The following is a 22,698-nucleotide window of genomic DNA, read 5'->3' on the forward strand; positions in this document are numbered from 1 at the left end:
CGAGACTTACAAGCAGCACGCCCACCATGTCGAAGAAGTTAAAACGACCGAATGATTAGGCGACAATACGGCCTGTCGGGATGGTGAGCTTTGCCATGATCGACCGAAGTTGACCGTTTGAATTCCGGACTCATAATAAACGCATATGGCAACTGCAATCGAAACCGCCGATCTCGAAGAGGTCTGTCGGGCTGCAATCGAAAAGCGGCCGATCGACCCGGAAGTCTCCCTGCGCGTGCGCTCCCGCGCAAACGCTGTGCGAGAGGAGCTCCGCAAACGCGGAGCAACCGACGTGGCGGTCTCTCTCATCCGTGAAGCCCGGGACGAATGAAACTCGTTCTCGATGCTTCGGTCGCGCTCAAGTTCGTGCTGAACGAGCGCGACTCCTTAATCGCCCGTAAACTACAAGACGAATTTCGACGCGGGGTCCATGAGCTGATTACCCCGGATGTCTTTCCTGTCGAAGTCGGCAACGCGCTCACGAGTGCCGAGCGAAAGAAACTGATTCCCGACGGCTTTGCGGCTATTCTTTTCGCCGACGCCCTGGATCCGGCGCCTGTCTACATCCATCGCTACCGCTGATGGCACGCGCGATTGAAATCTCTTCGCAGACCCGAACGTCCGTCTACGACTGCCTCTATCTTTTGCTTGCGGAAGATCAAGGGTGCGATTTCGTAACAGCGGACGAGAAGCTCGTTCGCTCTTTGGGCAGTTCCTCGAAGATCGTCGAGCTACGGCACTTGAGCTGATCGAAGTCGATTAGAAAATCACATGCCGGCGGCAGGGCGACGCTTCGAGATCTTCGGTCACACCCAGATGGCGTCGAGGCGGGCCGTTCGTGCTCCGCCCCTTATCAATCCCAAGCCTCCCCGGTAACATGGCGGCTGCTCGGTTCTGCCTGGAATCGAACGCATTGCCTCACGCAAACTCGGCCCCCAATACAAGCGATCACGCGTCATGCCCGACATCACTCCCTTTCGCGGTCTTCGATACGATCTCGGTCACGTCGGTTCGCTGAGCAACGTCATCTGTCCGCCGTACGACGTCATCGGGCCCGAGTTTCAAGACGCGCTCTATAAGAAGCATCCGGCGAACTTCGTGCGCGTCGAGTTGAACCGCGACGAACCGGGCGATAGCGAAGCCGACAACAAGTATTCCCGCGCTGCGAAGTTCCTCAAGAACTGGCGCAAGGAAGGGGTCTTGTTCCAAGAGCCGCAGAGCGCGATCTACGTCTACCACCAGACGTTCGATTACGCCGGCCGCACGCACACGCGCCGCGGATTCATGTGTCGCGTGAAGCTCGAGCGGTTCGGCGAAGGGAAGATCTACCCGCACGAAGAAACCCTCAGCGGCCCGAAGGCCGATCGACTGTTGCTCACGAAGGCTTGCAAGGCGAACCTCTCGCAGATCTTCGGCCTGTTCCCCGACGCCGACAACGAAGCGCAGAACATCGTCGAGATGGCGATCGCGGGCAGCCCGGCCGTCGAAGCGGAAGATCACAACGGCGTGAAGCACCGGATGTGGACGCTGACGAACCTCGACGTCATCGCCAAGGTGCAAGAAGTGATGGGCCCGAAGCCGGTCTTCATCGCCGACGGCCACCATCGCTACGAGACGGCCTGCAACTATCGCGACGAACTCGCCGCAGCCGCCGGCGGCTCGCTCCCCTCCGGTCATCCGGCGAATTACGTCCTCATGCAATGCGTCGGCATGAACGATCCCGGCTTGCTCGTGCTCCCGACGCACCGCCTATTCCGTGGTCTGCCGGCCATGACCTCGGCGGAGCTCATCGCCAAGCTCGGCGACAACTTCACGACCCGCGTCGCCGGCGAAGGGGCCGATCTCGCGTCGGTCGTCTGGGACGAGATCGAACAAGAAGAAGAACAAGGAACGCTCGGCTTCTACACGAACAAGGACCAGCGTTGGGTCTTGGCCCGCATTACGCCGGCCGGTCGCGAGCAAATGGCTCGGATCGCCGCGGAACATAGCGAGCCGTGGCAAGAGCTCGGCGTAGCGATCCTCCATCGGCTCGTCGTCGAGACGTTGCTGAATGGTAAGGACTTGCCGAAGCCCAAGTACGTCCACACCATTGCCGAGGTCGTCGAAAGCCTGGAAGCCGGCGACGTCGGCGGACGGGATGCGACCGGCGTGATGAGCTCCGGCGGCCAGTTCGAAGTCTCCGCCTTGGTCATGCCGGCCACGGTCGACCACATTCGGGTCATCAGCGAGCACGCCGAACGGATGCCCGCGAAGAGCACCTACTTCTACCCGAAGCTTCTAGGCGGCATGGTCGTGAACCCGCTGGAGTAACGGCGCCTCACGACAACCTCCGAGGCGAGCGGCCGGTGTAAGCCGGCCGGTTCCGCTGAGTGCCAAGCAGCCGATATGGCGACGGCACGCGGAGCGTGCCTGCAACGTTGGCCTACTTCTGCGCGTTGAAATCGCGAGCGCGAAGTGCGATGTTGGGCCTTGTGTGAGCGAGACGTGACTCCGACCTCTGCGAGGTTTCGACGCGTCGCTTCATTGCGACGACGGATCGCGACGGGAACCTTCGAGCTCAGCCGGTGCCGCTTGTCATCGCCGGGGCTCGAAGCAATCGACTTGAATGTCGGTCCCTCGCGACGCCGGTCGGCCGCTCGGCTTAACGGCCGTGCGGCGTCTCCTTCCGGCCTGCGGTGCGTGAGCGTTTGCTTCGGCGAGCCTTCACGCGTCGCGATCCTTTGCCGCCGCGCGTTCAGACGAAGCGCGCGGCGACCGAATGCAGAGGGTCGAACCTACACGACGGTCTTCTTAGGGTTGCAAACCTGGGAAGAGCGCTTCGCTTGTGCTGGGTGTCGTCCGGTGCGTCGTTGCCCGCGTCCTGTTCTTCCGGCGAGACCGTTCGCGGAAGCCCGGTCGGGTGCAATGCTCTGCGCAGAGTACGTTTGACAAGAAGCCCGAACCGAACCGGGCAACGACGCACGAACTTTTTCGAACCGCGAATCGACCGCGATCCAGGGCCGTGCCATGCGCAATCAAAGTAGCAGGCACGTTCCACGTGCCGTCCGCCACGAATGGCTTCGAGCAACGAACACGCCGGCTTCCCGGGATATGCATCCGGGGCTATTGAACGGAGGCTGAATTTGGCGCGAACGTGCGTTGCGCTGGAAAGACGCATGTGGTTACGGCACGTGGAACGTGCCTACTACGTTCAATACAGCCTGTCGTTCCACGTGGAACGGCCATGGTCGACCGCGACCGTTGCGAGGTCTGAGTGTTTCACGTGAAACAAGTGGACTGCGCAAAGACGAACGTTCCACGTGAAACGGGTGAGGAAAACCAGAAATCAGAAACTAGAAACCAGAATAAGGGAATGCACTCTCCCTTCCTTCTTCTGGTTTCTGACTTCTGGTTTCTACTTTTCCCCTCCTTTCGCCATTCCGGCTTTTTCATCTATCCGCTAACATCCCCGCCCGCATCGCTCGGTCGGAAGCTGAGCGAAGGCGTAGGGAAGGAGCCCGCGTTGGGTCGGATCTTGTGCGTCGCCAATCAGAAGGGTGGAGTCGGCAAGACTACGACGGCGGTCAATCTGGCCGTCGCCTTAGCCAAGACCGGCGCACGCACCTTGCTGGTCGACCTCGATCCGCAATGCAACGCCACCTCGGGCCTCGGCCTGCGCCCGACGGCCCGGCATCCGCTCGTGTCGCAAGAGTCGCTGGCCGATGCCGTGGCGAAGTCGGCGACGCCGAACCTCGACGTCTTGCCCGGCAGCCGGCGGTTCGAGGATGTCGAGTTTCTGGCCGGAGCCGATGCCGAGCAATCGGCCACGCTCGTGCGCCGGCTCGAAAGCGGCTTGCTCAATCTCTACGACTTCGTCTTGATCGATTGCCCGCCGTCGCTCGGGCAGCTCACGCGCACCGCACTCGCCGGCGCTACCGAAGTTTTGATGCCGATCCAGTGCGAGTTCTTCGCCATGGAAGGGCTCACGCAAATGATCGAAGTGATCCGCGAGGTGATGCAGCGCAATCCGCGCCGCCTCCGCTTCGGCGGAATCTTATTGACGATGTACGACGACCAGCTGGATCTCACGACGGAAGTCGACGCCGAAGTGCGCGACTTCTTCGGCGAGATCGTGTATCGAACCGTGATCCCGCGCGATGTCGCCGTGAGCGAAGCGCCGAGCCACGGACTTTCCGTTTTAGATTACGCCCCGCGCACCCGTGGCGCGCGGGCATACGCCGAACTTTGCCTGGAGGTATTGGAACGTGAGTAAAGAACGACGCTTGGGCCGTGGCTTGGAAGCCTTGTTGGGAATGAGTACCGAAGCGGTTGCCGGCGGGCCCGGACATTCCGCCGCGCCGAGTTCGCCCGCGCGCACGAATGCGAGCCCGAGCTTCGAGCGCGACTCCGCAACCTTCGAGCGCTCCGCCGCTCCGGTCGACGGCCTCCTCAGCCTTTCGATTCACGATGTCGAAGCCAATCCGTTTCAGCCGCGGCGCGAGTTCGATGAAGCCGAGATCGAGTCGTTGGCCGCGAGCATTCGCAGCCATGGGCTGATCCAACCGATCACGGTCCGGCGCGTCGGCGGACGCTATCAACTCATCGCCGGCGAACGACGCTTGCGCGCCGCCGGCAGGGCCGGCTGGACCGAAGTGCCGGCCCGTTTGATAGAGGCCGACGATCGACTCGCGGCCGAGTTGGCGATCGTCGAGAACTTGCAACGCAAGGATCTCAACCCGCTGGAGAAAGCCATTTCGTTTCGGCAATATATCGAGCGCTACGGCTGCACCCAGGAAGAACTCGCCGGCCGATTGGAAATAAATCGCTCGACCGTCGCCAACTTCATTCGCCTCTTGGAGCTCCCCGAGGAAGTGCAACAAGCGGTCCGCAGCGAACGGATCACCTACGGGCACGCGCGGGCCTTGCTGCCGCTCGGCGACGAGCGCGAACAAGCCGACTTCTGCCGCCGCATTCAAACCGAAGGGCTCAGCGTGCGGGCCGTCGAAGACTTCGTGCAAGACGCGATCCACGCAGCCGATGCCGATCCGAGCGACCAGCCGCTCGACGACGCGGACGGCGCTGCCGATGCGGCTCCGAAAGTCGTGCGCGTGCGGGCGACGAAGTCGAAGCAAACCGCCGCGCTCGAGCAACAGCTGCGCCTCGCGCTCGGCTGCAAAGTCGACGTGCGCCAGAGCGGTAAAGGACGCGGCAAGATCGTCGTCCACTTCCCGAACCACGCCGAATTCGAACGCCTATTCCAACAACTCGCCGGCCCGTTCCATCAAGCGCAGGCGGGGTGATGGGGGAAGCTTGAAGTTACTCCTGGCGGACCAGCAGATTTCGGCGAAATGATTCGATCACGCCGTCCTTAATTCCAAGAGAAGAGAGCATGCTTTGCACGGAGTCGTAGCGATCGCGTACGAGGCCCAGCAATTCCGAGACGGTCGCTGTATGGGCTCGTCCGCCGGCTGGATCGAACGAGTCGCTGTGTGCATAGTCGGTCGCGATGGCTTGCTCGGTCACGTCGAGAAGATCCAAAAGGCACGCGACGACGATGCCGGTCCGGTCACGTCCCGCGGAGCAGGAAATGAGGATGGGGATGCTCTCCGGGCAAGCGATCCGGAGGATTACGGTCGCCAGCGCGTGGCGACTGTCATCCAACATTTCCAAGTAACGAATCGCCGTGGCCCGAGGGCTTTGATCGGCGGGAGCGAGCCAATTTGGTCGAGCGGTCTCGAAGAGGGGAAGATGGACGACCTCAGCGCCGAGAGCAATGGGAGCGCTGCCGGACTGACCGACTTCGACGGTAGTTCGTAAATCGATCACGCAGCGCAAACGAAGAGAGGCCAAAGCACGTTGCTCGGCCGGTGTAAAGCGTGACGGTGAGCTGCTCCGAAAGAAACATCTCGGCCGCACAACGAGCTTGCTGGTGCGCGTCGGCAGCCCGCCGAGGTCGCGCAAGTTTCGCAGGCGGAGTAGCGATGTCTCGTCGTCATGAGCTGCCGCGTTCAACGAATGCGCTCCGGTAATTCGCTCACCTACAGTGAGCGGGATCGGATCTCGATTGTAACGCGATTGAACCAAGCAAAACAAACTGACGAACGAACTCGGGCTACAGCGTGCCAATAGGCGGGATGGTCTTTGCCAACATCGCCTGGAGTTGTTTACCAGTGACGTTCGAGAGATTCCTTGATTGTTGCCAAGGTGACGTCTGGATTTGCTCCCGTAACGTCTTTGATTGAAAGGGCGATGTTTTCTGCGATCGCAACAAGAATCTCGCCCCAAATCTCCGGTTGTTGATCGAGCCCAGTACCTGTACGTGTCATTACGGAGACTTTTCCATTACGTGCCCAACCGGAAAGCAATTCGTATGACCCGAGATCGCTTGCAATGGGCTCCGGAATCAAGAGGCGGCGCGGATCGTTCACGACATTTTCCTCTCGCACAGATATTCGGCCAGCGAATTGCGACCGAGCAGGAATGAATCACTCTCGCTGTTTTAACCTGCGGCACGACCGCCAACAAATTAATCGCCGTGCAATTCCCGACTCTTTCGCAATCCGGTGTATGCTCGGCTTACCGATCAGTTCGTAGAACGCAGGCAGCGGAGTCGCGCTCCAAGAAACTCCGGGATATTCTTCCCGTCGACGGCGTTTTAGGACGGCGCGCTGCTACAATGGCGACCGCTCCGAGCTTGGAACGGTTCCAGGCTCGTTCCCCACGGTCGTGTCGAGCGACACGGCCCATGACGACGGAAGCAAACCGAGAATCGCAGAGGATCAGATCATGACCACCCCCACGACACAAGAAAAGCTCATCGCCGTCAAACAGGCGTTGGCCGATAAATACCGCTCTTTGGCCGGCGTCGCGAAGAGCGACATGAAGCGGTTTCACTTCTCGCAGAAGGCCAAGAAGTATCAAACGCAAGCGACGTACATGGCTCGCTAAGCTCGCGCTCTGGCTCATTGAGCTGACGCGCAACGCAGCCGAGTCCTACGAAAAAAGGGACGTCTCCCGAATGGAGACGTCCCTTTTTCTTAGTCGGGGCGACATGAGTTGAACATGCGACCTTCTGGTCCCAAACCAGACGCTCTGCCAGGCTGAGCTACGCCCCGCGACTTTGGACCGGGCTATTATGCAGGAAACCGGGTTTCGCCGCTAGGTTCACTTTCGCTTTCATTTCCACATTCTTAAGGCTCGACTTTGCCGGCATCCGAGCCGCTTGCCGGAGGGCTCGCCGTTGCCGCACCCTGCGGCGTCGGACTCGTTCCGACCGGCGGCTGAGCCTGCGGATGCGGCCTCAGATACTCGTCGCGTACGCGCTGGCGTTCTTCTTCGATCTGCTCGAACGTCGCCCCGAGATCGCGCAAGATCGCTTCGGCGACCGACAGCGCGACTTCCCCTTCGCCCGAGAACACCAACTCGGCGCCGGCATCAAGCAAGATCGGAACCTCGCGCACGTAAACCGTGCGCGCCAGCACCCGAATCTTAGGGTTCAAGATCCGCGCCTGCCGGATCACTTCTTCGCTGTGGTTCATGCTGTTGGAGCTGAGAAAAAAGCTGCCAGTGTCTTCGATCTCGGCGGCTTTCAAAATCTCGATCTGACTCGCATCGCCGTAGATAGCCCGAATGCCGCGCTCCTTCAAGCCGCGCACGACGTTGAGGTTCAGGTCGATCACGGTCGGCTCGATCTCGTATTGCTGCAACAGCCGAACGACGGTCTGTCCGACCGGTCCGTAGCCGACGATGATGGCCCGATGCCGAGGATCGGTCGAACGGACTTTATTCTCGTCAGGGTCCGCGAGCGCGACGCGCACATCGCGCGCAGCCAGTTGCGCGCCGAACCGCGTGCTGCGGCGGAGCCAAAGCTCGAACGGGTCGACGAACCGATACAAGATCGGATTAAGCGCGATCGAGATGATCGCCGTGGCGACGAGCGCATTGGTCGCCTCGGTCGGCAAGATGCCGAGCTCCTTGCCGGCTGTGGCGAGGATGAAGGAGAATTCTCCGATCTGCGCCAAGGCCACGGAAATCGCCAGCGCCGTCCGAAGCGGATAGCCCAAGAGCAAGACGATTCCCAGCGCCGCCAACGGCTTGCCGATCAACACGACGGCCGTGGTCGCGGCGATCAGCAACGGGTAGTCGAGCAAGAACCGGGGCTCGAACAACATCCCAACCGAAACGAAGAACAACACGGCAAACGCGTCGCGCATCGGCAACGCTTCCGCCGCCGCGCGCAAGCTGAACTCGGAACGCCCGACGACCATGCCGGCCAGAAACGCGCCGAGCGCCATCGAAACGCCGAACAACTTCGTCGAGCCCACGGCCACGCCGAGCACGACGACCAGCACCGTGAGCGTGAACAGCTCCTGCGATCGGGTCGCCGCCGCTTGGTTGAGCAACCACGGAATGATGCGGCCTCCGAGGACGAACGTCGCACTCACGAGCACGCCGATCTTGATCGCCGTGATCAGCAGCGCCTTGCCGATCGCGGCGGCTCCGACCTCGTCGCCGCCGAAGATCGCCGGCAGCAAGACGAGAATGACGACCGTAAAAATGTCTTCGACCACCAACCAGCCGATCGCGATGTGGCCCGTCGGGTTGTGCAGATCGCGATTATCGGCCAGCACGCGCATCAGCACGACGGTGCTGGCGACGGAAACCGCCAGGCCGAACACGAGCCCGGTTCCCCAACTCCAGCCGAACGCGCGAGCGACGATCGCCCCGAGGATCGTGGCGACGAAACTTTGCACGAACGCGCCCGGCACGGCGACGCGCCGCACCGACCACAACTTCTGAGGATGAAAATGCATCCCGACGCTGAACATCATCAAGATGATGCCGACTTCGGCCAATTGCTCGGTGAGCCCGTGATCGGCATTGAAGCCGGGCGTATACGGACCGACGGCGATTCCGGCGATCAAATAGCCGACCATCGGCGAAAGCTGCAACAGTCGGGCCAAGTAGCCAAGCAGCAGGGCGGCAGCCAAGCCGCCGGTCAGGGTCATGATCAGGTCGAGGTTATGCATCGTCGTTCCTCCTCGCCGGCTCTGAGAATTCGATCGCGCCGAGACTTCGATTGTAGCCCACACGCGTCGAAATTCGGGACTTAAATTTCGCGACGGAGCTAGAGATGCGCGGCCGGCGGAAGTGTTCGCGACTTAATGCAATGAATTCATTGCAGTGCGAAAACGCGACTATAAGAATCGCCCGCTCAAGCGAAATAAGAGGCCGCCTGCGCGCGGCACATATAAAACCGTGATTTCGCGAATGCGCAGCGAGAGTTCGTCGAACCTTACCGGCTCATGTCAAACGTGCCGCGGTCTTTCGGCGAAGTGTAGTTCGCGTGGAACTTCGAGGCCGTGGCCCAACCGCTGCAATTAAACGATCCGCCGAACAGCGGGATCTGCTTCGAAGCGCGGAAGTAGACGATGCCGTTGCCGACGCTCGTGGTTTGCAGCGTCACCGTGTAGCGAAACGGAATCACTTTCATGAACGTGCCGGAGAACTGGCACTCGTAGTTGTTTCCGCAGCAAGTGATCGTGGCCCGCAAGGTTCCTTTGTGGCCCGTGCAGCAACTGACCCACGATCCGCACGTCCAGCAGCCGGTGATGTTCGGCCGGGCGACGACGGTCGGCGCATCGGCCGCGCTCGTGGTGGTGGAAAGCCCGACCACGGCCAAGCCGATCCCGATGGCCCGAACGAGCATTCCGCGGCGCGAGGTTCGTAGACCTGGGAGCGTCGTGAGCATCGATTCCTCAACCTGCTGAATGTCGCTTGGGCAACGTGCGCCTGCGAAATGCCGGCTCGCTGCGGTACTTCATTCCCATCGGGAGAATGTTCGGCTTCGAATAAATTACTGTGTGAAACTGCGGACGATTCTCGATTTGCCGTTCCTACGGCCGAATTCGGCCCAGCTTCGGCCCTCGCGAGCGAACGATCGTGCGGATAAAATGGAATCGGAAATCAGCAGCTCTCAGCTGTGTTGCAGCATCATTCCTGCGGTAGGGTTTTTCGATGTCCACGGCCGTCAACACCCCCTCTTTCGCCACGCATCCTTCGTCGGGCGAAAGCTCCGGGGTCGCCGAAAGCGCGATGGAGCTCTCGGTCGTGATGCCGTGCTTGAACGAAGAGCTCACCGTCGGCACCTGCGTGACGAAAGCCGTGCTCACGATGCAGGCGCTCGGCATCGTCGGCGAGGTCGTCGTCGTCGACAACGGCTCGACCGATCGGAGCCGCGAGATTGCCGAAGCGGCCGGGGCCCGGGTCGTGCGCCATCATCTGCGCGGTTACGGCAACGCCCTGCGCCGCGGCTTCGACGAGGCCCGCGGCAAGTACATCGTGATGGGCGACGCCGACGACAGCTACGACTTCACGGAGATCGGGCGCTTCGTCGAGCGGTTGCGCGGCGGTGCCGAGTTGGTGATGGGAAACCGCCTCAAAGGGAAGATCATGCCCGGCGCGATGCCCTGGCATCATCGCTGGATCGGCAATCCGGTCTTGAGCGGCTTGCTGAATTTCATCTTCCACACCGGCGCCGGCGACTGCCATTGCGGGCTGCGCGGGTTCACCAAGGCCGGCTATTTGCGCATGAATCTGCAAATGCCCGGCATGGAACTCGCCAGCGAGATCGTCATCAAGGCGACCAAGGCCGGCCTGCGGGTCGAAGAGATTCCGATCACGCTCCATCCCGACGGTCGCGATCGCCCGCCGCACTTGCGCAGTTTTCGCGATGGTTGGCGGCACCTCCGCTTCATCTTGATGTGCAGCCCGTTGTATCTGTTCGTGCTGCCGGGCCTGCTCTCCGTAACGGCTGGGCTCGCGGCGATTCCCGCCGTCGTGCTGGCCGGCTACGGCGTCTTCACCGATCGCTTCGGCCCGAACTTCATGTACACGGCCTCGCTGCTCGCGATCTGCGGCGCGCATCTATTGGTGTTCGGATTCCTCGCGAAGTTGTACACGCACCAAATCGACCCCGTGTTCGTCGATCCGCGCATCACGCGCTGGCGCGAACGATTCACCGTCGAACGGGGCATCATTCTCGGGCTCGCCCTGCTGCTGACGGCGAGCCTGATCGGGTTGCCCGTGCTCGCGCATTGGTTGCGGACTTGGGCCGTGCCCTCGCCGGCGCAATGGATTTTTGCGGGGACGTTGTTCGTCATCGGCTTGGAAGTGGTGTTTACGAGCTTCTTGGTCGGTATCATGGAATTGCCGAGCGAACAAAATCGTCGCGGGTAAAGCACCTCGGCGCAGGAGTCGGGCCGCAGCGTGAAGATCGGATTCATCTACGACGCCGTCTATCCTTGGATCAAAGGAGGAGGCGAGAAGACTCTCTACGAGCTCGCCTCGGCGCTGCGCGACCGAGGGCACGAATGCCATTTCTTCGGCATGCACCTTTGGGACGGTCCGCCGGAAATGGTGCGCGAAGGGCTGCACTACCACGCGATTTGTCCCGCGATCCCGCTCTACGGGCCCAACGGCAAACGAACGATCTCGCAGCCGCTGAAGTTCGCTTGGGGTGTGTTGACGAAGCTCGGTCGCTACGAGCCGGAGTCGTTCGATTTGTTCGATGTGCAGGCGTTTCCGTTCTTTTCAGTCCCTGCGTTCCAGCTCGCGCGGCGACTCCGATTTCGTCGTGTGCCGTGGCTGCTCACTTGGCTCGAAGTCTGGGGAAGCGACTACTGGCGGCGCTATCTCGGCACGAAGGGAATTCTCGGCGCGATCCTCGAACGCCGCTGCGCGTCGACCGCGCCGCATCATCTGTGCATCTCGCCGAACACCGGCCGGCGATTGCGCGAATTGCTCGGTGTCGAGGCAGAAAAAATCTCGGTGATCCCGCGCGGGTTTCTTCCGCCCGACGATGCTACGCTCGCCGGTTTCCGAACGAGTCGAATGCCGCGTCAAGTCGTCGTCGCCGGACGATTGTTGTCTTATAAGCAGGTCGATGTCGTGGTCCGGGCATGGCCCGAGGTTCGCAGGCGACTTCCCGACGCCACGTTGCACATCGTCGGCGACGGCCCGGAGCGCGCCGGATTGGAACGACTCGCCGTGGAGCTAGGCCTGACGAGTAACGATCATCGCGACGATGGCGGGGTTCGCTTCCTCGGGCAGTTGCCGGAGCGCGAACAGGTGCTCGGCGAGATCGCGGCGGCGGAGTTGCTGTTGCAGCCTTCGGCGCGCGAGGGGCAAAGCACGGTCGTGCTCGAAGCCCTGACGCTCGGCACTCCGGTCCTCGCGGCGGTCGGCGACGAAACGGCGGTCGGCGATTTTCTCGGCTCCGGCCCGTCGGCGCAGCTGGCAAGGCTCGAGGTCGCCGCGTCGCCCGCGGCGTGGGCCGAGCGTATCGTGCAACTTCTGACCAACGATGCCGCGCGCGGCGAGCTCGTCGCGATGGGCCGGCGCGAAGTGGCCGCGCTCGGCTGGCAAGCGTATATCGCTCCCGCAGTCGAACGACTTTATCAAGAGGTGATCGCTCGCGCGACTAAGGTCGCCGGCCGATGACGAGCAAGCACGCAGTCTCGTTCGGGTCGGTCGCGTCGTCGTCGAGAACTCCGCGCCCGGCGGCCCAAGCCAATGGGCCGGCAAGCAACCGAAGCGGCTTCGGCAGCGCGCGGCGCATGCCGAACTGGCGTTGGATCTCGATCGGTCGGGCCTGCGCACCTTTGAGCCGATAGAGCAGGCCGCCGGTGCAATTCGTCCACCGTTCCCAGCGCCGAACTTGCGGACCGGTGAGATATCCGCGAGCGGAAACGAATTCGAACCCGGCATCGGCGAGCATCCGCTTCCAATCGTCGACCGACGGATAGCGGAAGTGCAGCAGCCGGCGATCGGTCTCGGCAAGATAGTCGGCGCGGCTGATGCGACGCAAAAAGCTCGGGCCGCGCATCAGTTGATGCAAGCCGGGAGAAGGAACGGTGGCGAGAAACAATCCGCCCGGCTTCAAGCACCGACAGACTTCCGCCAGGCACGGCGGTAGATCGGGAATGTGCTCCAACACGCTGTTGGCGAACGCGAAGTCGAACGACGCTTCCGGCTCCGGCACACGATCGGCACCCGTGTTGTGAACGGTCGCGAACAACCCTTCGGCCACGGCCGAGGCGCACTCGGCCGGATCGGGATCGATGCCGACGAGCGACCACTGGGCACCGGCAAGCTCGGCCAAGAGGCGCGTGAGCACGCCGTCGCCGCAGCCGACATCGAGCCCTCGACCTTGCTTCGGCAGCGCTTCCGCCAGCACCGGCAGTTCGATGGCGCGCCAGAAGTTCGTCGCCGGCTGAAACGGCGCATCGGCCATGAAGTGTCGTAGCAGACCGCGACTTGTCGCGAGTCGCGCGTGCGACGACGCGGCAGGAGCGGCGGGCGAGTTGATTGCCGGTGAACCGGTTTTCGACGAACTAGACATTCGAGGCGAACTTTCTTTGAGCCGGGCGATCGCGACGAATCACAAAAAAACATTTTCCGGATTACGCGAAATTCTCACGATTCTCTCGTTTTCAACGAACCGATCTTTAACGAAAGCGTATTATTTGCTAAACGCATACCTCACGAGAGCGGTCGGATCGAACTTCGGACATGAAATAACGGGTGCATCCATGCCGGATATTGTTGTGTTTCCGTACGGAAAGATCGATCGCTACGCTCGGTTGTTTGCCTCGGCCGTGGTCGGGCTGATCGCGTTCTACGGGTTCCGATAACTCGCTCATTCGTCTTTATTTATTATCGCCGGCGGCTGTTTTCGCGGCCCGCGGCACGGCGATCATGTCCAGCGTGATGTGATGCCCCGCTCGGCCGACTCCGGTCACCATCGCTTTGCTAGCCGCAGGGGGACGTTTCGGGTCGTAAAACTCGGGACGAATCTTATTCAGCTCTTTGCTGGAAACGTCGTCGGCCACGTAATAGGTCGCCTTCGCCAGGTGGTTCAAGTCGCTCTCGGTTCGTTTCAGAACGGACGCGAGCTGCGCGAAAATCTCCCGAATTCGGCCCGGCGCGTCGGGTTGCTTGTCGCCGTAAAGACCTGAGACATAGATCGTCTTCGGGCTGTGAACGAGTGCCGCGCGACTGAAGACCGGCGACGGAGTCATTCCCGGCGGCAGCAGAAATTCCAGCTCGCTCGCCGGCGCGGCGGCATCGCCGCGCGGCGCTGCCGCGATGAGTTCGATCTCGATCGGATACGAGCCCGAACTCCATTCGACGAAGGTCAGCACCGGCAACGGGCGATCGCCGAAATAGCCCTTCATCACCGAGCGGACTTCGTCGGCCGCGTCGATCGGCTGCAGAAACGACTTCAATTGCACGACGTGCGACCAATCGAGCTTCGCAAACTTGAGCGACTGTTCCAGGCCTGCGAGCGTTCCGAGGGTCGCTTCCGCCAGCTTTCCGGGTCGGGCATCGCCGGAGACGTAAAGCTTGTCCAGCGGCGGCAACACGGCTGCGCCCGGTGTTCGAAGCACTACGCCGGGTGCGACTTGCTTCCGCAAAACCGCGACGGCATCCACGCTCACATCGGCACCGACCGCGCTCAGCTTGCCCGCCGCAAAACAGACGGCCGGTTTGAGCGCGCCGGGAAATCGCTTGGCTAAGACTTTTTCGATGTCCGCGGCGGCAACCTGCGGCGAGAGATAGAAGTTGAGCTTCACGACATCGTCGAGCGATGCCCCTGCACCGGCGAGTTGCTTGCCGACGGCATCGAGCAGATCGTTGAGTTGGTGCGTAAGGCTCGCAGCACCGGCGACGGCCGTTTGCTCGGTGTGAACGAGCGGCCAGTTTCCGACCACCACGGCGGTCGCGGTGCCGGTCGCGGGATCAGCGTCGATCGACGCTGCTACCAATTCGGCTTCGTCGGCGGCTGTTGCGGTGCCGAGCGGATTCAGCCCGAGTCTGCTGCCGAGAGCGAGTGCCGTGGTGCCCGACTTGAGAAAGCCGCGGCGATTCAGTTCGAAGTTTTCCGCCATAGCATCGTGCTCGCTTAAGTTCGTCGCTAGGGTCGGCTCCCACGTCGGGTGCCGGTCTGCGGACCTAAGTTTTAAGCGATGCGGAGAGGTGCGAAAACCGTAAATCTAGGGCGCTCATCAACCTTGAATATTTACGCTGCCGCCCGTGGCCGCGGCGGCGGTTCCGCCCGTGCTGTAGGCTTCGCTCACGACGGTCGTGCTTTGCGACATGGAAATCCCTTGATTTTGGTTCGCCATGGCCCCGAGTAGCGCCATGCCAGCCAGCATTTTCCAAGGGTCGTCTTTGTCTTTCGATTCGTCGCTCTTGCTCAGCAAGAGCGAGAGCATCAACGCCGCCATGTTCTCGATCGTGGCGTTGGGCTGAGCCGAGTTGATGAACGACGACGTTTGCACGCTCGTACTGCTGCCGGCGCTCTGAGCCGACGAAGCATCCGGCTTCGCGACTCCGGCGGCCGAAGCCGATTCCGATTTTCCGACTCCTCCCGAACCTTGCGTCCCTCCGGCGGCACCGGCTGCCAGGGCGTTCGGGGCCGACGCGGTTGCGGAAGCGGCAGACGAAATCTGACCGGAGACGGCGGCAATGCCCGACATAAAGCATCCTCTTGAATCAGCAGGGGGGTCGATCAACGCGGGGGTAAATTTCACGCTAATTACGCCCCTCCGGCGTTCAAGCAACATCCGGTGCTGCGTCGCTCTTTGTGCGATGATTCGCGCGCCCAGGTCACCGCAATCGGCACAACCGTTACGACGCGCGCGGTCCGCGATCGCCGGCGCCTACTCGATACTCGTAGTTCAACGAACGAAGCACGACGCTCGAATCTTGGCGTCGTTTGCCTCCCAAGCGCTTCCGACGTATGTACATGATTGGAGGCTTTGCATGAGCCTTTCTCACGTTCGTCGAGATCAAGTCAACCAGCACGGAATCAGCGTATGACGGCAGCGGACAATAACCCCCTTGCCCATAAAACGACGGTGGCCGAATTGTCGGGCGTCGTCGGCGACATCATGTGCAAGAAGTGCGTTACGGTGTTGCCGAACGTCTCGGCAGCCGATACCGCGGAGCAAATCGCCGCGTCGGGCGATCGCCACGCCGTGGTCGTCGATAGCGATCGGCGCATCATGGGAGTCGTCTCGCAGCGCGATATCTTCACGCACTTCATGGAGACGCTCCAAGACCAACGAGCGGCTCAGCCGGCCGCGACGGGCCAAGCCCCGTGGGAAATCGGCAGCTTGATCCACGATCAACCGGTCACGGTCTTGCCCGACGTTCTGCTGTGCAACGCCGGCCTGGTGATGGCGAACTACAAGATCGATTGCCTGCCGGTCGTCGACGAAAATAAGCTGCTGCTCGGCATCGTCAGCATTAAAGAACTCCTGCGACACATCACCGGCAAGCTCGACGCCGGGCTCGAAGAAGAGTTTACGTTCTTCACTCCCGAGAAGAAATCGCGCCCGCAGATTCCGGCTTTCTTCCGCCGGGCCAACGGAGCCTTGGTGTTGCCGAGTTCCTGCTTGGAAGATCCGACGAGCGTTCCTGAATTCGCCGTGCTCGGCTACGAAGCGGCGACCGGGCGCATCGCCGTGCGACTCACCTCCGACAAAAATGAAGAAGGTGGGCGCAAAGTTCAAAAGGATAACGATAGCCTCGTGATCGCGGCGAGCGACTTCGTGGCCCGCTTCGACATCAAGCTGCACGTTTCGGCGTTCGACGTCACGCGGCACCGCAAACTCAATTGCGTGATCCTCACGCCGAAGCAATCCCTCCCGACGCATGTCGCAGCGGAAAAGATCGTCGCGGTAGTTTAGGCACGGCGCTATGCTCGACTTCGTGCAAGCCAATCCGAGAAGCGGGTCGGACCGAGAAGTGGATTCTCGCCGTCCGGCATCAGCGATCGATCGTCGACCATCAGGCCGAAATAGAGCGCCTGCGGATCGGTGACGACCGTTCGTTCATCGCCTGTCGCGCGGAGGAATTGCCGCACGAGATCGTCTTGACGGATCGGTTCGTGCCCGGCCAGATCGACCGTACCGTTCAACGGTTTCGCGAGGGCCGCGTCGGCCACGACCGCGGCGACGTCGTCCGACACGATCGGCTGCATCAGAGCCGGCGGCAGGCGAACCGTCTTTCCTTCCGTCGCCGCTTGCGCGATGCCGCCGATGAACTCGAAGAACTGCGTGGCACGAACGATGGTGTACGGAATCGAAGCAGCCTTGATCAGATTTTCTTGCGCCATCTTCGCGCGGAAGTAACCGCTCGCGAGCAGGCGTTCGGTGCCGACGACCGACAACGCCACATGATGACCTACGCCCGCGGCGGCTTCCGCGGCCAGCAGATTGCGACCCGACGTCTCGAAGAACGCCAGCACGGCGCTATCCTCCCAAGCGGGCGCATTCGCAACGTCGACGACTACCTGCGCTCCGGCGATCGCTTGCGTTAGTCCCTCGCCGGTAACGGTGTTGACGCCTGACGAGGGCGATGCCGCCACGACGTCGTGCCCGCGCCCACGCAGGTTCGCCACGACCTTTTTTCCGATCAGTCCGCTCCCGCCGATGACGACAATTTTCATAGCTGACCTCTCGCGGTGCAATTTGTTGCTTAACGAAAATGTTCGGTCGCAAATCAGCTCATGAAGATGATCGGCGACACGGATGGCAACGGCACGCCGTACATCTCATCATGACTGATATATCATACCGAACCGGCATCATCGCGAGTCTTTCATTCAGGCGAATAGTCTAGTCTAACGTCAATATAGTTTTCGACGTACACGTGTTGCCGTGATCGCTTTTGAAAATCCGCTGCACCATTCCCCGAAATTCTGCTGCCGCTTGTGTAGACAACCGAAAGCTTCGGCAAATCTACTAAGTAATCCAAGCCGAGATCGGTCAGGGGGCAATCACGAATTGCAAGGTATTCAAGTTCGTTAAGGCTCTTCAGATGGCATAGTCCAGGCCCTGCGACTTGCGTCGCATCGAGTCCAAGGGATCCTAGTTTGATCATGGTTGCAAGATGTATGAGCCCCTGGTCGGTGATTGCCGTTCGATTGAGTGAAAGCCAGTCAAGTTCGTGACAATGGCTCACATGAACGAGGCCCGAGTCTGTCACGTGCGTGTTCGCCAAATCGAGCGATCGAATTCCGGTAAGCAACTTGAGATGACGCAGGTCGTCGTCCGACACATCGGAATAAGACAGGCTGACTGACGACACTTCGTCGAATGGTCGGCCGATTTCGTCACTTAAGGACTCTCGCAACCATTCCGGCAGCAAGCAGTCGTATCCAATTGTCGCGCCAACTCTCTCAAGACCTAATACAGCTTCGTGTTGTCGATCCCAACGTGCGACACGATGCGCTATCCAAGCGAAGAACAACGAGCAAAGAACGACACCAATCGCCGCAGTTCGCAAACGGAATTTCAATAGCGTGCCATACCTTCGTCGCCACCATTCAATTCCCGAGGCAACAACAAGCCCAATTCCGACCGCTACGCAGGCGTTTGCAATGAGCATGAGCGGATAGAAGTGATCGACGTCTTCCGTGAGGGACCAGATCGCTGGAATTCGTATAATATAGAGCGCACAGATGGTTCCTGGCGGAGTCGGTGGAGCCGGCACTCTGCGATTCAAGTACGTCAACGGCCAGCCGTGGTCGCGACTAAAGCCGTCCGAGGTTCCAGGGACGTTTAAAAATATGACGCTAGCGATCACGAGGCATCCGACGACGATCGTCGACAGATGCGCACGACGCCGATGAGGCCCTAAGACGACGGAGGAATTCATAGGCATGCCGAGATAATGCCCAACAGGTATTCAACCGCCGAATCGCGGTAAAACATGACCGTGTTCTTGCGGCCATGTAGGGATGAATCCATATCGATGTTTTAGTCGAGAAAATAACTTGCGACAAATCGGCCGCTCGAATTCCGATACTCGACTGCAAACGACTCCATCCTAAGTCGTAAATGCCCGAACCGCCATCAAAGCTCGCGGGTGCGGCTAAAGTAGCAGACACCTAGATAAGCCGCATACGGTTTAGTGGGTTTCGCTTAGTGGCTCGGAAATAGCCTGCGAACGATGGCGGCTTCGCAGAGGTGCGTTTCTACGGCAGCTTCGGGCGGGCCGGGGTCGTGCCGTCTTTGTCGACGGGATAGAGCGCGTTGTGTTTCTCCAGCGCCGTGATCAGGCCTTGCATCATGCGGCGCAGCTCCGCCGATTGCGCGGCGGCGAGATCGTGTTGCTCGAAAGGGTCGTCGGCGAGTTGGAAGAGTTGGTAGTGCGATCCTTGAGAGACCTGCGTCGGGAAATAGTGATAGATCACTTTCCACGGGCCGTCGCGATAGACGGTGAAGTAGTCCGTCCGATGCGGTGCGTGGGGATAATGCATAAGGAAGCTCGTCGGGCGCGTCGCGTCGGGCTTGCCGGTGAGGAGCGGGGCGAGCGTTAGTCCGTCGATCTCGTGCGCGGCCGGCGGCTGAACTCCGGCCGTGTTCAAGATCGTCGGGAAGATATCGTAGACCGCGGCTTGCTGCGGTTGAATCGCGCCGGCGGTGATCGGCAGACGACGCTGCACCGCTCGGCTTTCGTCGGGCTTCGCCCAGGCTGCCACGAACGGAACCCGCATTCCTCCCTCGTAGTGCGAGCCCTTCTTGCCGCGCAGAGGTGCCGCACACGCGACGTCGTGTTGATGTCCGAGCGGCGCGTCGCTGCCGTTATCGCCGAGGAAAAAAATCAGCGTGTTCTCAGCGACTCCGAGCAATTCCAAATGATCGAGCAAGTCGCCGAGCGATTTATCCATCCCTTCGACCAACGTCGCGAAGGCCTGCGCCTGCGGGCTCTTGCTGCTGTCGCGATAGTGAGCCGCGAAGCGCGGGTCGGAGTCGAACGGCGAGTGGACGGCGTAGTGCGCGAAGTTCAGAAAGAACGGCTTCACGATCTTCACCGCATCGCCGACATGCCGTTTGGCTTCGAGCGTCAAGGCTTCGGTGAGAAACGTATCGGTCCCATAGTAAGGGTCGAGCCCGAGTACGCCGTGCGCCGTCGGCTTTCCGGCTCCATCGTAGTTCTGTTTGCCGTAGTAGCTTCCCGGCGCGCCGATGGAAGCCCCGCCTACGTTGACATCGAAGCCGAGATTCTTCGGATCGGCCCCATTGAAGGCGCGCGGCGCGAAATGCCCTTTGCCGATATGGATCGTTCGATAGCCGCCGGCTTGCAACAGCGAGGCGAGCGTCACGTCTCCCTTCTGGAGCCCGCGCCAGTTCCACTCCGGCGGGCCCTGCGGTCCGCGGTTGTCTTTTTCCCAGCTGATCCAATTCGTCGTTCGATGCCGAGCGGCGTTCTGCCCGGTCGCGATCGAGATGCGCGTCGGCGAGCAGACGCTCATCGCGTAGAAGTTGTTGAAGCGCACCCCGCGCGCAGCGAGCCGATCGAGGTTGGGCGTGCGATAGAAATCGTTGAGCGGATATCGCTGCGGCTTGCCCGATGTATCGGTGAGAAACGGCACCGAGGTGTCCATCACCCCCAGATCGTCGACGAGAAAGACGACGATGTTCGGAGGCGCATCGGCCGCCGCGGCGCGAGCCTGCGCACAAACCGCGAACAAGACCGAGAGCAACGCGCGCCGAACGTTTCGCGTCATCGTGGCAAGACTTTCTTTTTCGAGCTGTCGGGATGTTTCTCGAACGCGCGATCAAGCGCGGCGCAGCAGGCCGGCGATCGGGCTACCACGCTCTAAGATCGACAGCGGACGGCCGGACGCGCCGCGGAGCGCGACCGAGCCGGCATCGAAACCGAGATGCGCGTAGATCGTCGCCATGAGATCTTCCGGAGCGACGAGCCCTTCGATCGGCGCGGCGTAAATGCGTTGAGGAGTCCGCAGGCAAGCTCGACGAGGAATCGATCATGAGATGCTCTGGGAACGGCGAGCCGACTCGACTCGGAGCGTTCCGAATCGAATCGCTTGCAACGGTGGGGAGCCGTTAGTATCTCTTCTCGACCGGCCGGAGGCAAATTTTAGATAATCCGGATCAAGCCGCGCGAATCGCATGCGGCCCGGCACGCACTCGGGAAACGGAGCCGAAAGGAATACACAAAAAAAACGGGAGGCCGCCATGTCGGCGGCCTCCCGCGAATGTCGGCTGGGCTTATTCTCCGGCAGTCGTCATTTGCTTGACCTGCCGCTCAAGCGACTCAAGACTCCAATCGCCCGGCTTTTGGCTCGGCGGGAACTCTTTCAAGGTCATCAGGAACTCACTGGCTACGCCCTGCAGCGGCACGAGCACGAAGGCCCGATCGATCATCCAATCGTGGTAGGTGTTCGAGTTGTGTTGCGACTTCTCGAACGGATCGCGGCGGAGGTTGAAGAGCAGCGGCAAGCGCAGCTTGACGAGCGGCTCGCGCCAGACTTGCAGTTGCTCGGCGCGGTTTTCCAAGTAGGTCGCTTTCCAGTCGCCGACGCGGATCGACATCACGTTGCCGTCGTCGCCCACGTAGATAAACGACTTTCGCGGCGAATCCTTCTCTTTGCCGCTGAGGTAGTCGAGCAGGTTCTTGCCGTCGATGTGGTTCTTGTAGGTCCGGCCGTTAAGCTCGACGCCACCCTTGAGCAGCTTTTCCTTGATGTCCGGCGCGCCGGCCGCCGCAGCGAACGTCGGGAGCCAGTCTTCGTGCGAAACGATGCCGTTGAGGGTCACGTTCTTCGGGAAGTGACCAGGCCAGCGGACGAAGCACGGCACGCGGAAAGCCCCTTCCCAGTTCGAGTTCTTCTCGCTGCGGAAGGGGGTCGTGCCGGCGTCAGGCCAGGTGTTGTAGTGCGGGCCGTTGTCGGTCGAGTATTGCACGATCGTCTCGTCGGTAAGGCCGAGCTCGTCGATCAGCTTAAGCAACTCACCGACGTGCAGGTCGTGCTCGACCATGCCGTCGTGATATTCGTCGCCGCTCGGGCCCGAGAGTCCTTTGTGCTCTTCCTTCACATGCGTGCGGAAGTGCATCCGGGTGCCGTTCCACCAGCAGAAGAACGGTTGGCCGGCCGCATGCTGACGCTTGATAAAGTCCTTGGCCGCGGCGATGGATTTATCGTCGATCGTTTCCATCCGCTTCTTGGTGAGCGGGCCGAGATTCTCGATCGTCTGTCCGCCGGCGCCGTCGGCCTTGCACTTCAACACCCCGCGCGGGCCGAACTGCTCGAGGAACGTTTTGCCGTTGGGGAGTTTCATGTCCCTCGGATAGTCGCGATTTTCCGGCTCTTCCTCGGCGTTGAGGTGATAGAGGCTGCCGAGGAACTCATCGAAACCGTGCATCGTCGGCAGATGCTCATCGCGATCTCCCTGATGGTTCTTGCCGAACTGCCCCGTGGCGTAGCCCTGGCTCTTCAAGACCGTAGCCATCGTGACGTCGGTCTTCTGCCAACCTTCCTTCGCACCGGGCATGCCGACCTTCGTCATGCCGGAGCGAACGGGCACGCTCCCGGAAATGAACGCCGCGCGGCCCGCGGTGCAGGATTGTTGCGCGTAGTAGTCGGTGAACCCGACCCCTTCGTTGGCAAGGCGATCGATGTTCGGCGTCTTGTAGCCCATCATGCCCCGGTTGTTGTGGCTGATGTTCCAGGTGCCGATGTCGTCGCCCCAGATGACGAGGATGTTCGGCTTCTTCGCGGCGGGCTGTTGGGCCGAGGCTTCGGCTTCCCAACCGCTGACCGCGACGACGGCGAATGCCGCTAAGAGCCAGGGTCGAATTCGTGTCATGGTAATACCTCCCGAATGGGCGTGAAGTGGA

At 61.1% G+C, this 22,698-nt stretch carries 19 protein-coding genes and 1 tRNA gene; 8 read left to right on the forward strand and 12 right to left on the reverse strand.

Translation table 11 applies throughout. The features are described 5' to 3' along the window. The first annotated feature begins 327 nt into the window (after positions 1-327). From K8U03_11280 to K8U03_11295, 4 genes are all read left to right on the forward strand, one after another. Positions 328-582, forward strand: a complete 255-nt coding sequence (locus K8U03_11280) for a type II toxin-antitoxin system VapC family toxin (protein MCE9605470.1) — start codon at positions 328-330, stop codon at positions 580-582. Between the two features lie 375 nt (positions 583-957). Further along, a complete protein-coding gene (locus tag K8U03_11285) occupies positions 958-2,310 on the forward strand; it encodes a DUF1015 domain-containing protein (GenBank protein ID MCE9605471.1) in 1,353 nt (450 codons plus the stop codon). A 1,192-nt stretch (positions 2,311-3,502) separates the two neighbouring features. Beyond that, complete coding sequence (locus K8U03_11290) at positions 3,503-4,252, forward strand: ParA family protein (protein ID MCE9605472.1); 750 nt, start codon at positions 3,503-3,505, stop codon at positions 4,250-4,252. A gap of 40 nt (positions 4,253-4,292) precedes the next feature. After that, positions 4,293-5,279: a ParB/RepB/Spo0J family partition protein gene (locus tag K8U03_11295; protein MCE9605473.1), complete on the forward strand. Its 987-nt coding sequence runs from the start codon at positions 4,293-4,295 to the stop codon at positions 5,277-5,279. A gap of 16 nt (positions 5,280-5,295) precedes the next feature. Here K8U03_11295 and K8U03_11300 read toward each other — a convergent pair whose 3' ends face one another. Together K8U03_11300 and K8U03_11305 are read right to left on the reverse strand one after the other, a co-directional pair. After that, positions 5,296-5,991, reverse strand: a complete 696-nt coding sequence (locus tag K8U03_11300) for a tyrosine-protein phosphatase (protein ID MCE9605474.1) — start codon at positions 5,989-5,991, stop codon at positions 5,296-5,298. 152 nt (positions 5,992-6,143) lie between these two features. Continuing rightward, a complete protein-coding gene (locus K8U03_11305; GenBank protein MCE9605475.1) occupies positions 6,144-6,407 on the reverse strand; it encodes a DUF5076 domain-containing protein in 264 nt (87 codons plus the stop codon). 358 nt (positions 6,408-6,765) lie between these two features. On the opposite strand from K8U03_11305, the gene K8U03_11310 reads away from it, so the two are divergent. Beyond that, positions 6,766-6,927: a hypothetical protein gene (locus tag K8U03_11310; protein ID MCE9605476.1), complete on the forward strand. Its 162-nt coding sequence runs from the start codon at positions 6,766-6,768 to the stop codon at positions 6,925-6,927. Positions 6,928-7,020: 93 nt separating this feature from the next. On the opposite strand, the gene K8U03_11315 is transcribed toward K8U03_11310, so the two are convergent. The 3 genes from K8U03_11315 to K8U03_11325 form a co-directional block, all read right to left on the reverse strand. Continuing rightward, positions 7,021-7,094, reverse strand: a tRNA-Pro gene (locus K8U03_11315). 75 nt (positions 7,095-7,169) lie between these two features. Next, positions 7,170-9,008, reverse strand: a complete 1,839-nt coding sequence (locus K8U03_11320) for a cation:proton antiporter (GenBank protein ID MCE9605477.1) — start codon at positions 9,006-9,008, stop codon at positions 7,170-7,172. A 266-nt stretch (positions 9,009-9,274) separates the two neighbouring features. After that, complete coding sequence (locus K8U03_11325; GenBank protein ID MCE9605478.1) at positions 9,275-9,730, reverse strand: hypothetical protein; 456 nt, start codon at positions 9,728-9,730, stop codon at positions 9,275-9,277. Positions 9,731-10,074: 344 nt separating this feature from the next. Here K8U03_11325 and K8U03_11330 point away from each other — a divergent pair, with 344 nt between their 5' ends. Further along, positions 10,075-11,217, forward strand: a complete 1,143-nt coding sequence (locus K8U03_11330; GenBank protein MCE9605479.1) for a glycosyltransferase family 2 protein — start codon at positions 10,075-10,077, stop codon at positions 11,215-11,217. Positions 11,218-11,247: 30 nt separating this feature from the next. Beyond that, entirely contained in the window at positions 11,248-12,480 is a 1,233-nt protein-coding gene (locus K8U03_11335; GenBank protein ID MCE9605480.1) for a glycosyltransferase family 4 protein, read from the forward strand. Here the strand turns inward: K8U03_11335 and K8U03_11340 are convergent. From K8U03_11340 to K8U03_11350, 3 genes are all read right to left on the reverse strand, one after another. Beyond that, a complete protein-coding gene (locus tag K8U03_11340) occupies positions 12,461-13,381 on the reverse strand; it encodes a class I SAM-dependent methyltransferase (protein MCE9605481.1) in 921 nt (306 codons plus the stop codon). The genes K8U03_11335 and K8U03_11340 overlap by 20 nt on opposite strands. A gap of 307 nt (positions 13,382-13,688) precedes the next feature. Beyond that, positions 13,689-14,930, reverse strand: a complete 1,242-nt coding sequence (locus K8U03_11345; protein MCE9605482.1) for a RidA family protein — start codon at positions 14,928-14,930, stop codon at positions 13,689-13,691. 117 nt (positions 14,931-15,047) lie between these two features. Then, entirely contained in the window at positions 15,048-15,521 is a 474-nt protein-coding gene (locus K8U03_11350; protein MCE9605483.1) for a hypothetical protein, read from the reverse strand. A 339-nt stretch (positions 15,522-15,860) separates the two neighbouring features. Between K8U03_11350 and K8U03_11355 the strand changes: the two genes are divergently transcribed. After that, the gene (locus K8U03_11355) at positions 15,861-16,736 is read left to right on the forward strand and encodes a CBS domain-containing protein (protein ID MCE9605484.1); all 876 of its coding nucleotides are present in this window, start codon (positions 15,861-15,863) and stop codon (positions 16,734-16,736) included. Positions 16,737-16,744: 8 nt separating this feature from the next. Here the strand turns inward: K8U03_11355 and K8U03_11360 are convergent, their stop codons facing one another. The 4 genes from K8U03_11360 to K8U03_11375 form a co-directional block, all read right to left on the reverse strand. Then, positions 16,745-17,497 (reverse strand): SDR family oxidoreductase, encoded by a 753-nt coding sequence (locus K8U03_11360; protein MCE9605485.1) that lies wholly within the window; start codon positions 17,495-17,497, stop codon positions 16,745-16,747. Positions 17,498-17,649: 152 nt separating this feature from the next. Next, the gene (locus tag K8U03_11365; GenBank protein MCE9605486.1) at positions 17,650-18,438 is read right to left on the reverse strand and encodes a hypothetical protein; all 789 of its coding nucleotides are present in this window, start codon (positions 18,436-18,438) and stop codon (positions 17,650-17,652) included. A 589-nt stretch (positions 18,439-19,027) separates the two neighbouring features. Further along, positions 19,028-20,563, reverse strand: a complete 1,536-nt coding sequence (locus K8U03_11370; protein ID MCE9605487.1) for a sulfatase — start codon at positions 20,561-20,563, stop codon at positions 19,028-19,030. A 505-nt stretch (positions 20,564-21,068) separates the two neighbouring features. Continuing rightward, on the reverse strand, positions 21,069-22,667 hold the full coding sequence (locus K8U03_11375; GenBank protein MCE9605488.1) for an arylsulfatase: 1,599 nt from the start codon (positions 22,665-22,667) through the stop codon (positions 21,069-21,071). Positions 22,668-22,698 lie beyond the last annotated feature (31 nt).

Source organism: Planctomycetia bacterium (assembly GCA_021413845.1).
Lineage (GTDB): Bacteria > Planctomycetota > Planctomycetia > Pirellulales > PNKZ01 > PNKZ01.

Coding starts and splice junctions, on each gene's coding strand:
- K8U03_11350 (MCE9605483.1), bottom strand. CDS start 15,521: ATGTCGGGCATTGCCGCCGTCTCCGGTCAGATTTCGTCTGCCGCTTCC.
- K8U03_11355 (MCE9605484.1), top strand. CDS start 15,861: ATGACGGCAGCGGACAATAACCCCCTTGCCCATAAAACGACGGTGGCC.
- K8U03_11375 (MCE9605488.1), bottom strand. CDS start 22,667: ATGACACGAATTCGACCCTGGCTCTTAGCGGCATTCGCCGTCGTCGCG.
- K8U03_11370 (MCE9605487.1), bottom strand. CDS start 20,563: ATGACGCGAAACGTTCGGCGCGCGTTGCTCTCGGTCTTGTTCGCGGTT.
- K8U03_11280 (MCE9605470.1), top strand. CDS start 328: ATGAAACTCGTTCTCGATGCTTCGGTCGCGCTCAAGTTCGTGCTGAAC.
- K8U03_11325 (MCE9605478.1), bottom strand. CDS start 9,730: ATGCTCACGACGCTCCCAGGTCTACGAACCTCGCGCCGCGGAATGCTC.
- K8U03_11340 (MCE9605481.1), bottom strand. CDS start 13,381: ATGTCTAGTTCGTCGAAAACCGGTTCACCGGCAATCAACTCGCCCGCC.
- K8U03_11365 (MCE9605486.1), bottom strand. CDS start 18,438: ATGCTCATTGCAAACGCCTGCGTAGCGGTCGGAATTGGGCTTGTTGTT.
- K8U03_11320 (MCE9605477.1), bottom strand. CDS start 9,008: ATGCATAACCTCGACCTGATCATGACCCTGACCGGCGGCTTGGCTGCC.
- K8U03_11345 (MCE9605482.1), bottom strand. CDS start 14,930: ATGGCGGAAAACTTCGAACTGAATCGCCGCGGCTTTCTCAAGTCGGGC.
- K8U03_11360 (MCE9605485.1), bottom strand. CDS start 17,497: ATGAAAATTGTCGTCATCGGCGGGAGCGGACTGATCGGAAAAAAGGTC.
- K8U03_11330 (MCE9605479.1), top strand. CDS start 10,075: ATGGAGCTCTCGGTCGTGATGCCGTGCTTGAACGAAGAGCTCACCGTC.
- K8U03_11295 (MCE9605473.1), top strand. CDS start 4,293: ATGAGTACCGAAGCGGTTGCCGGCGGGCCCGGACATTCCGCCGCGCCG.
- K8U03_11310 (MCE9605476.1), top strand. CDS start 6,766: ATGACCACCCCCACGACACAAGAAAAGCTCATCGCCGTCAAACAGGCG.
- K8U03_11285 (MCE9605471.1), top strand. CDS start 958: ATGCCCGACATCACTCCCTTTCGCGGTCTTCGATACGATCTCGGTCAC.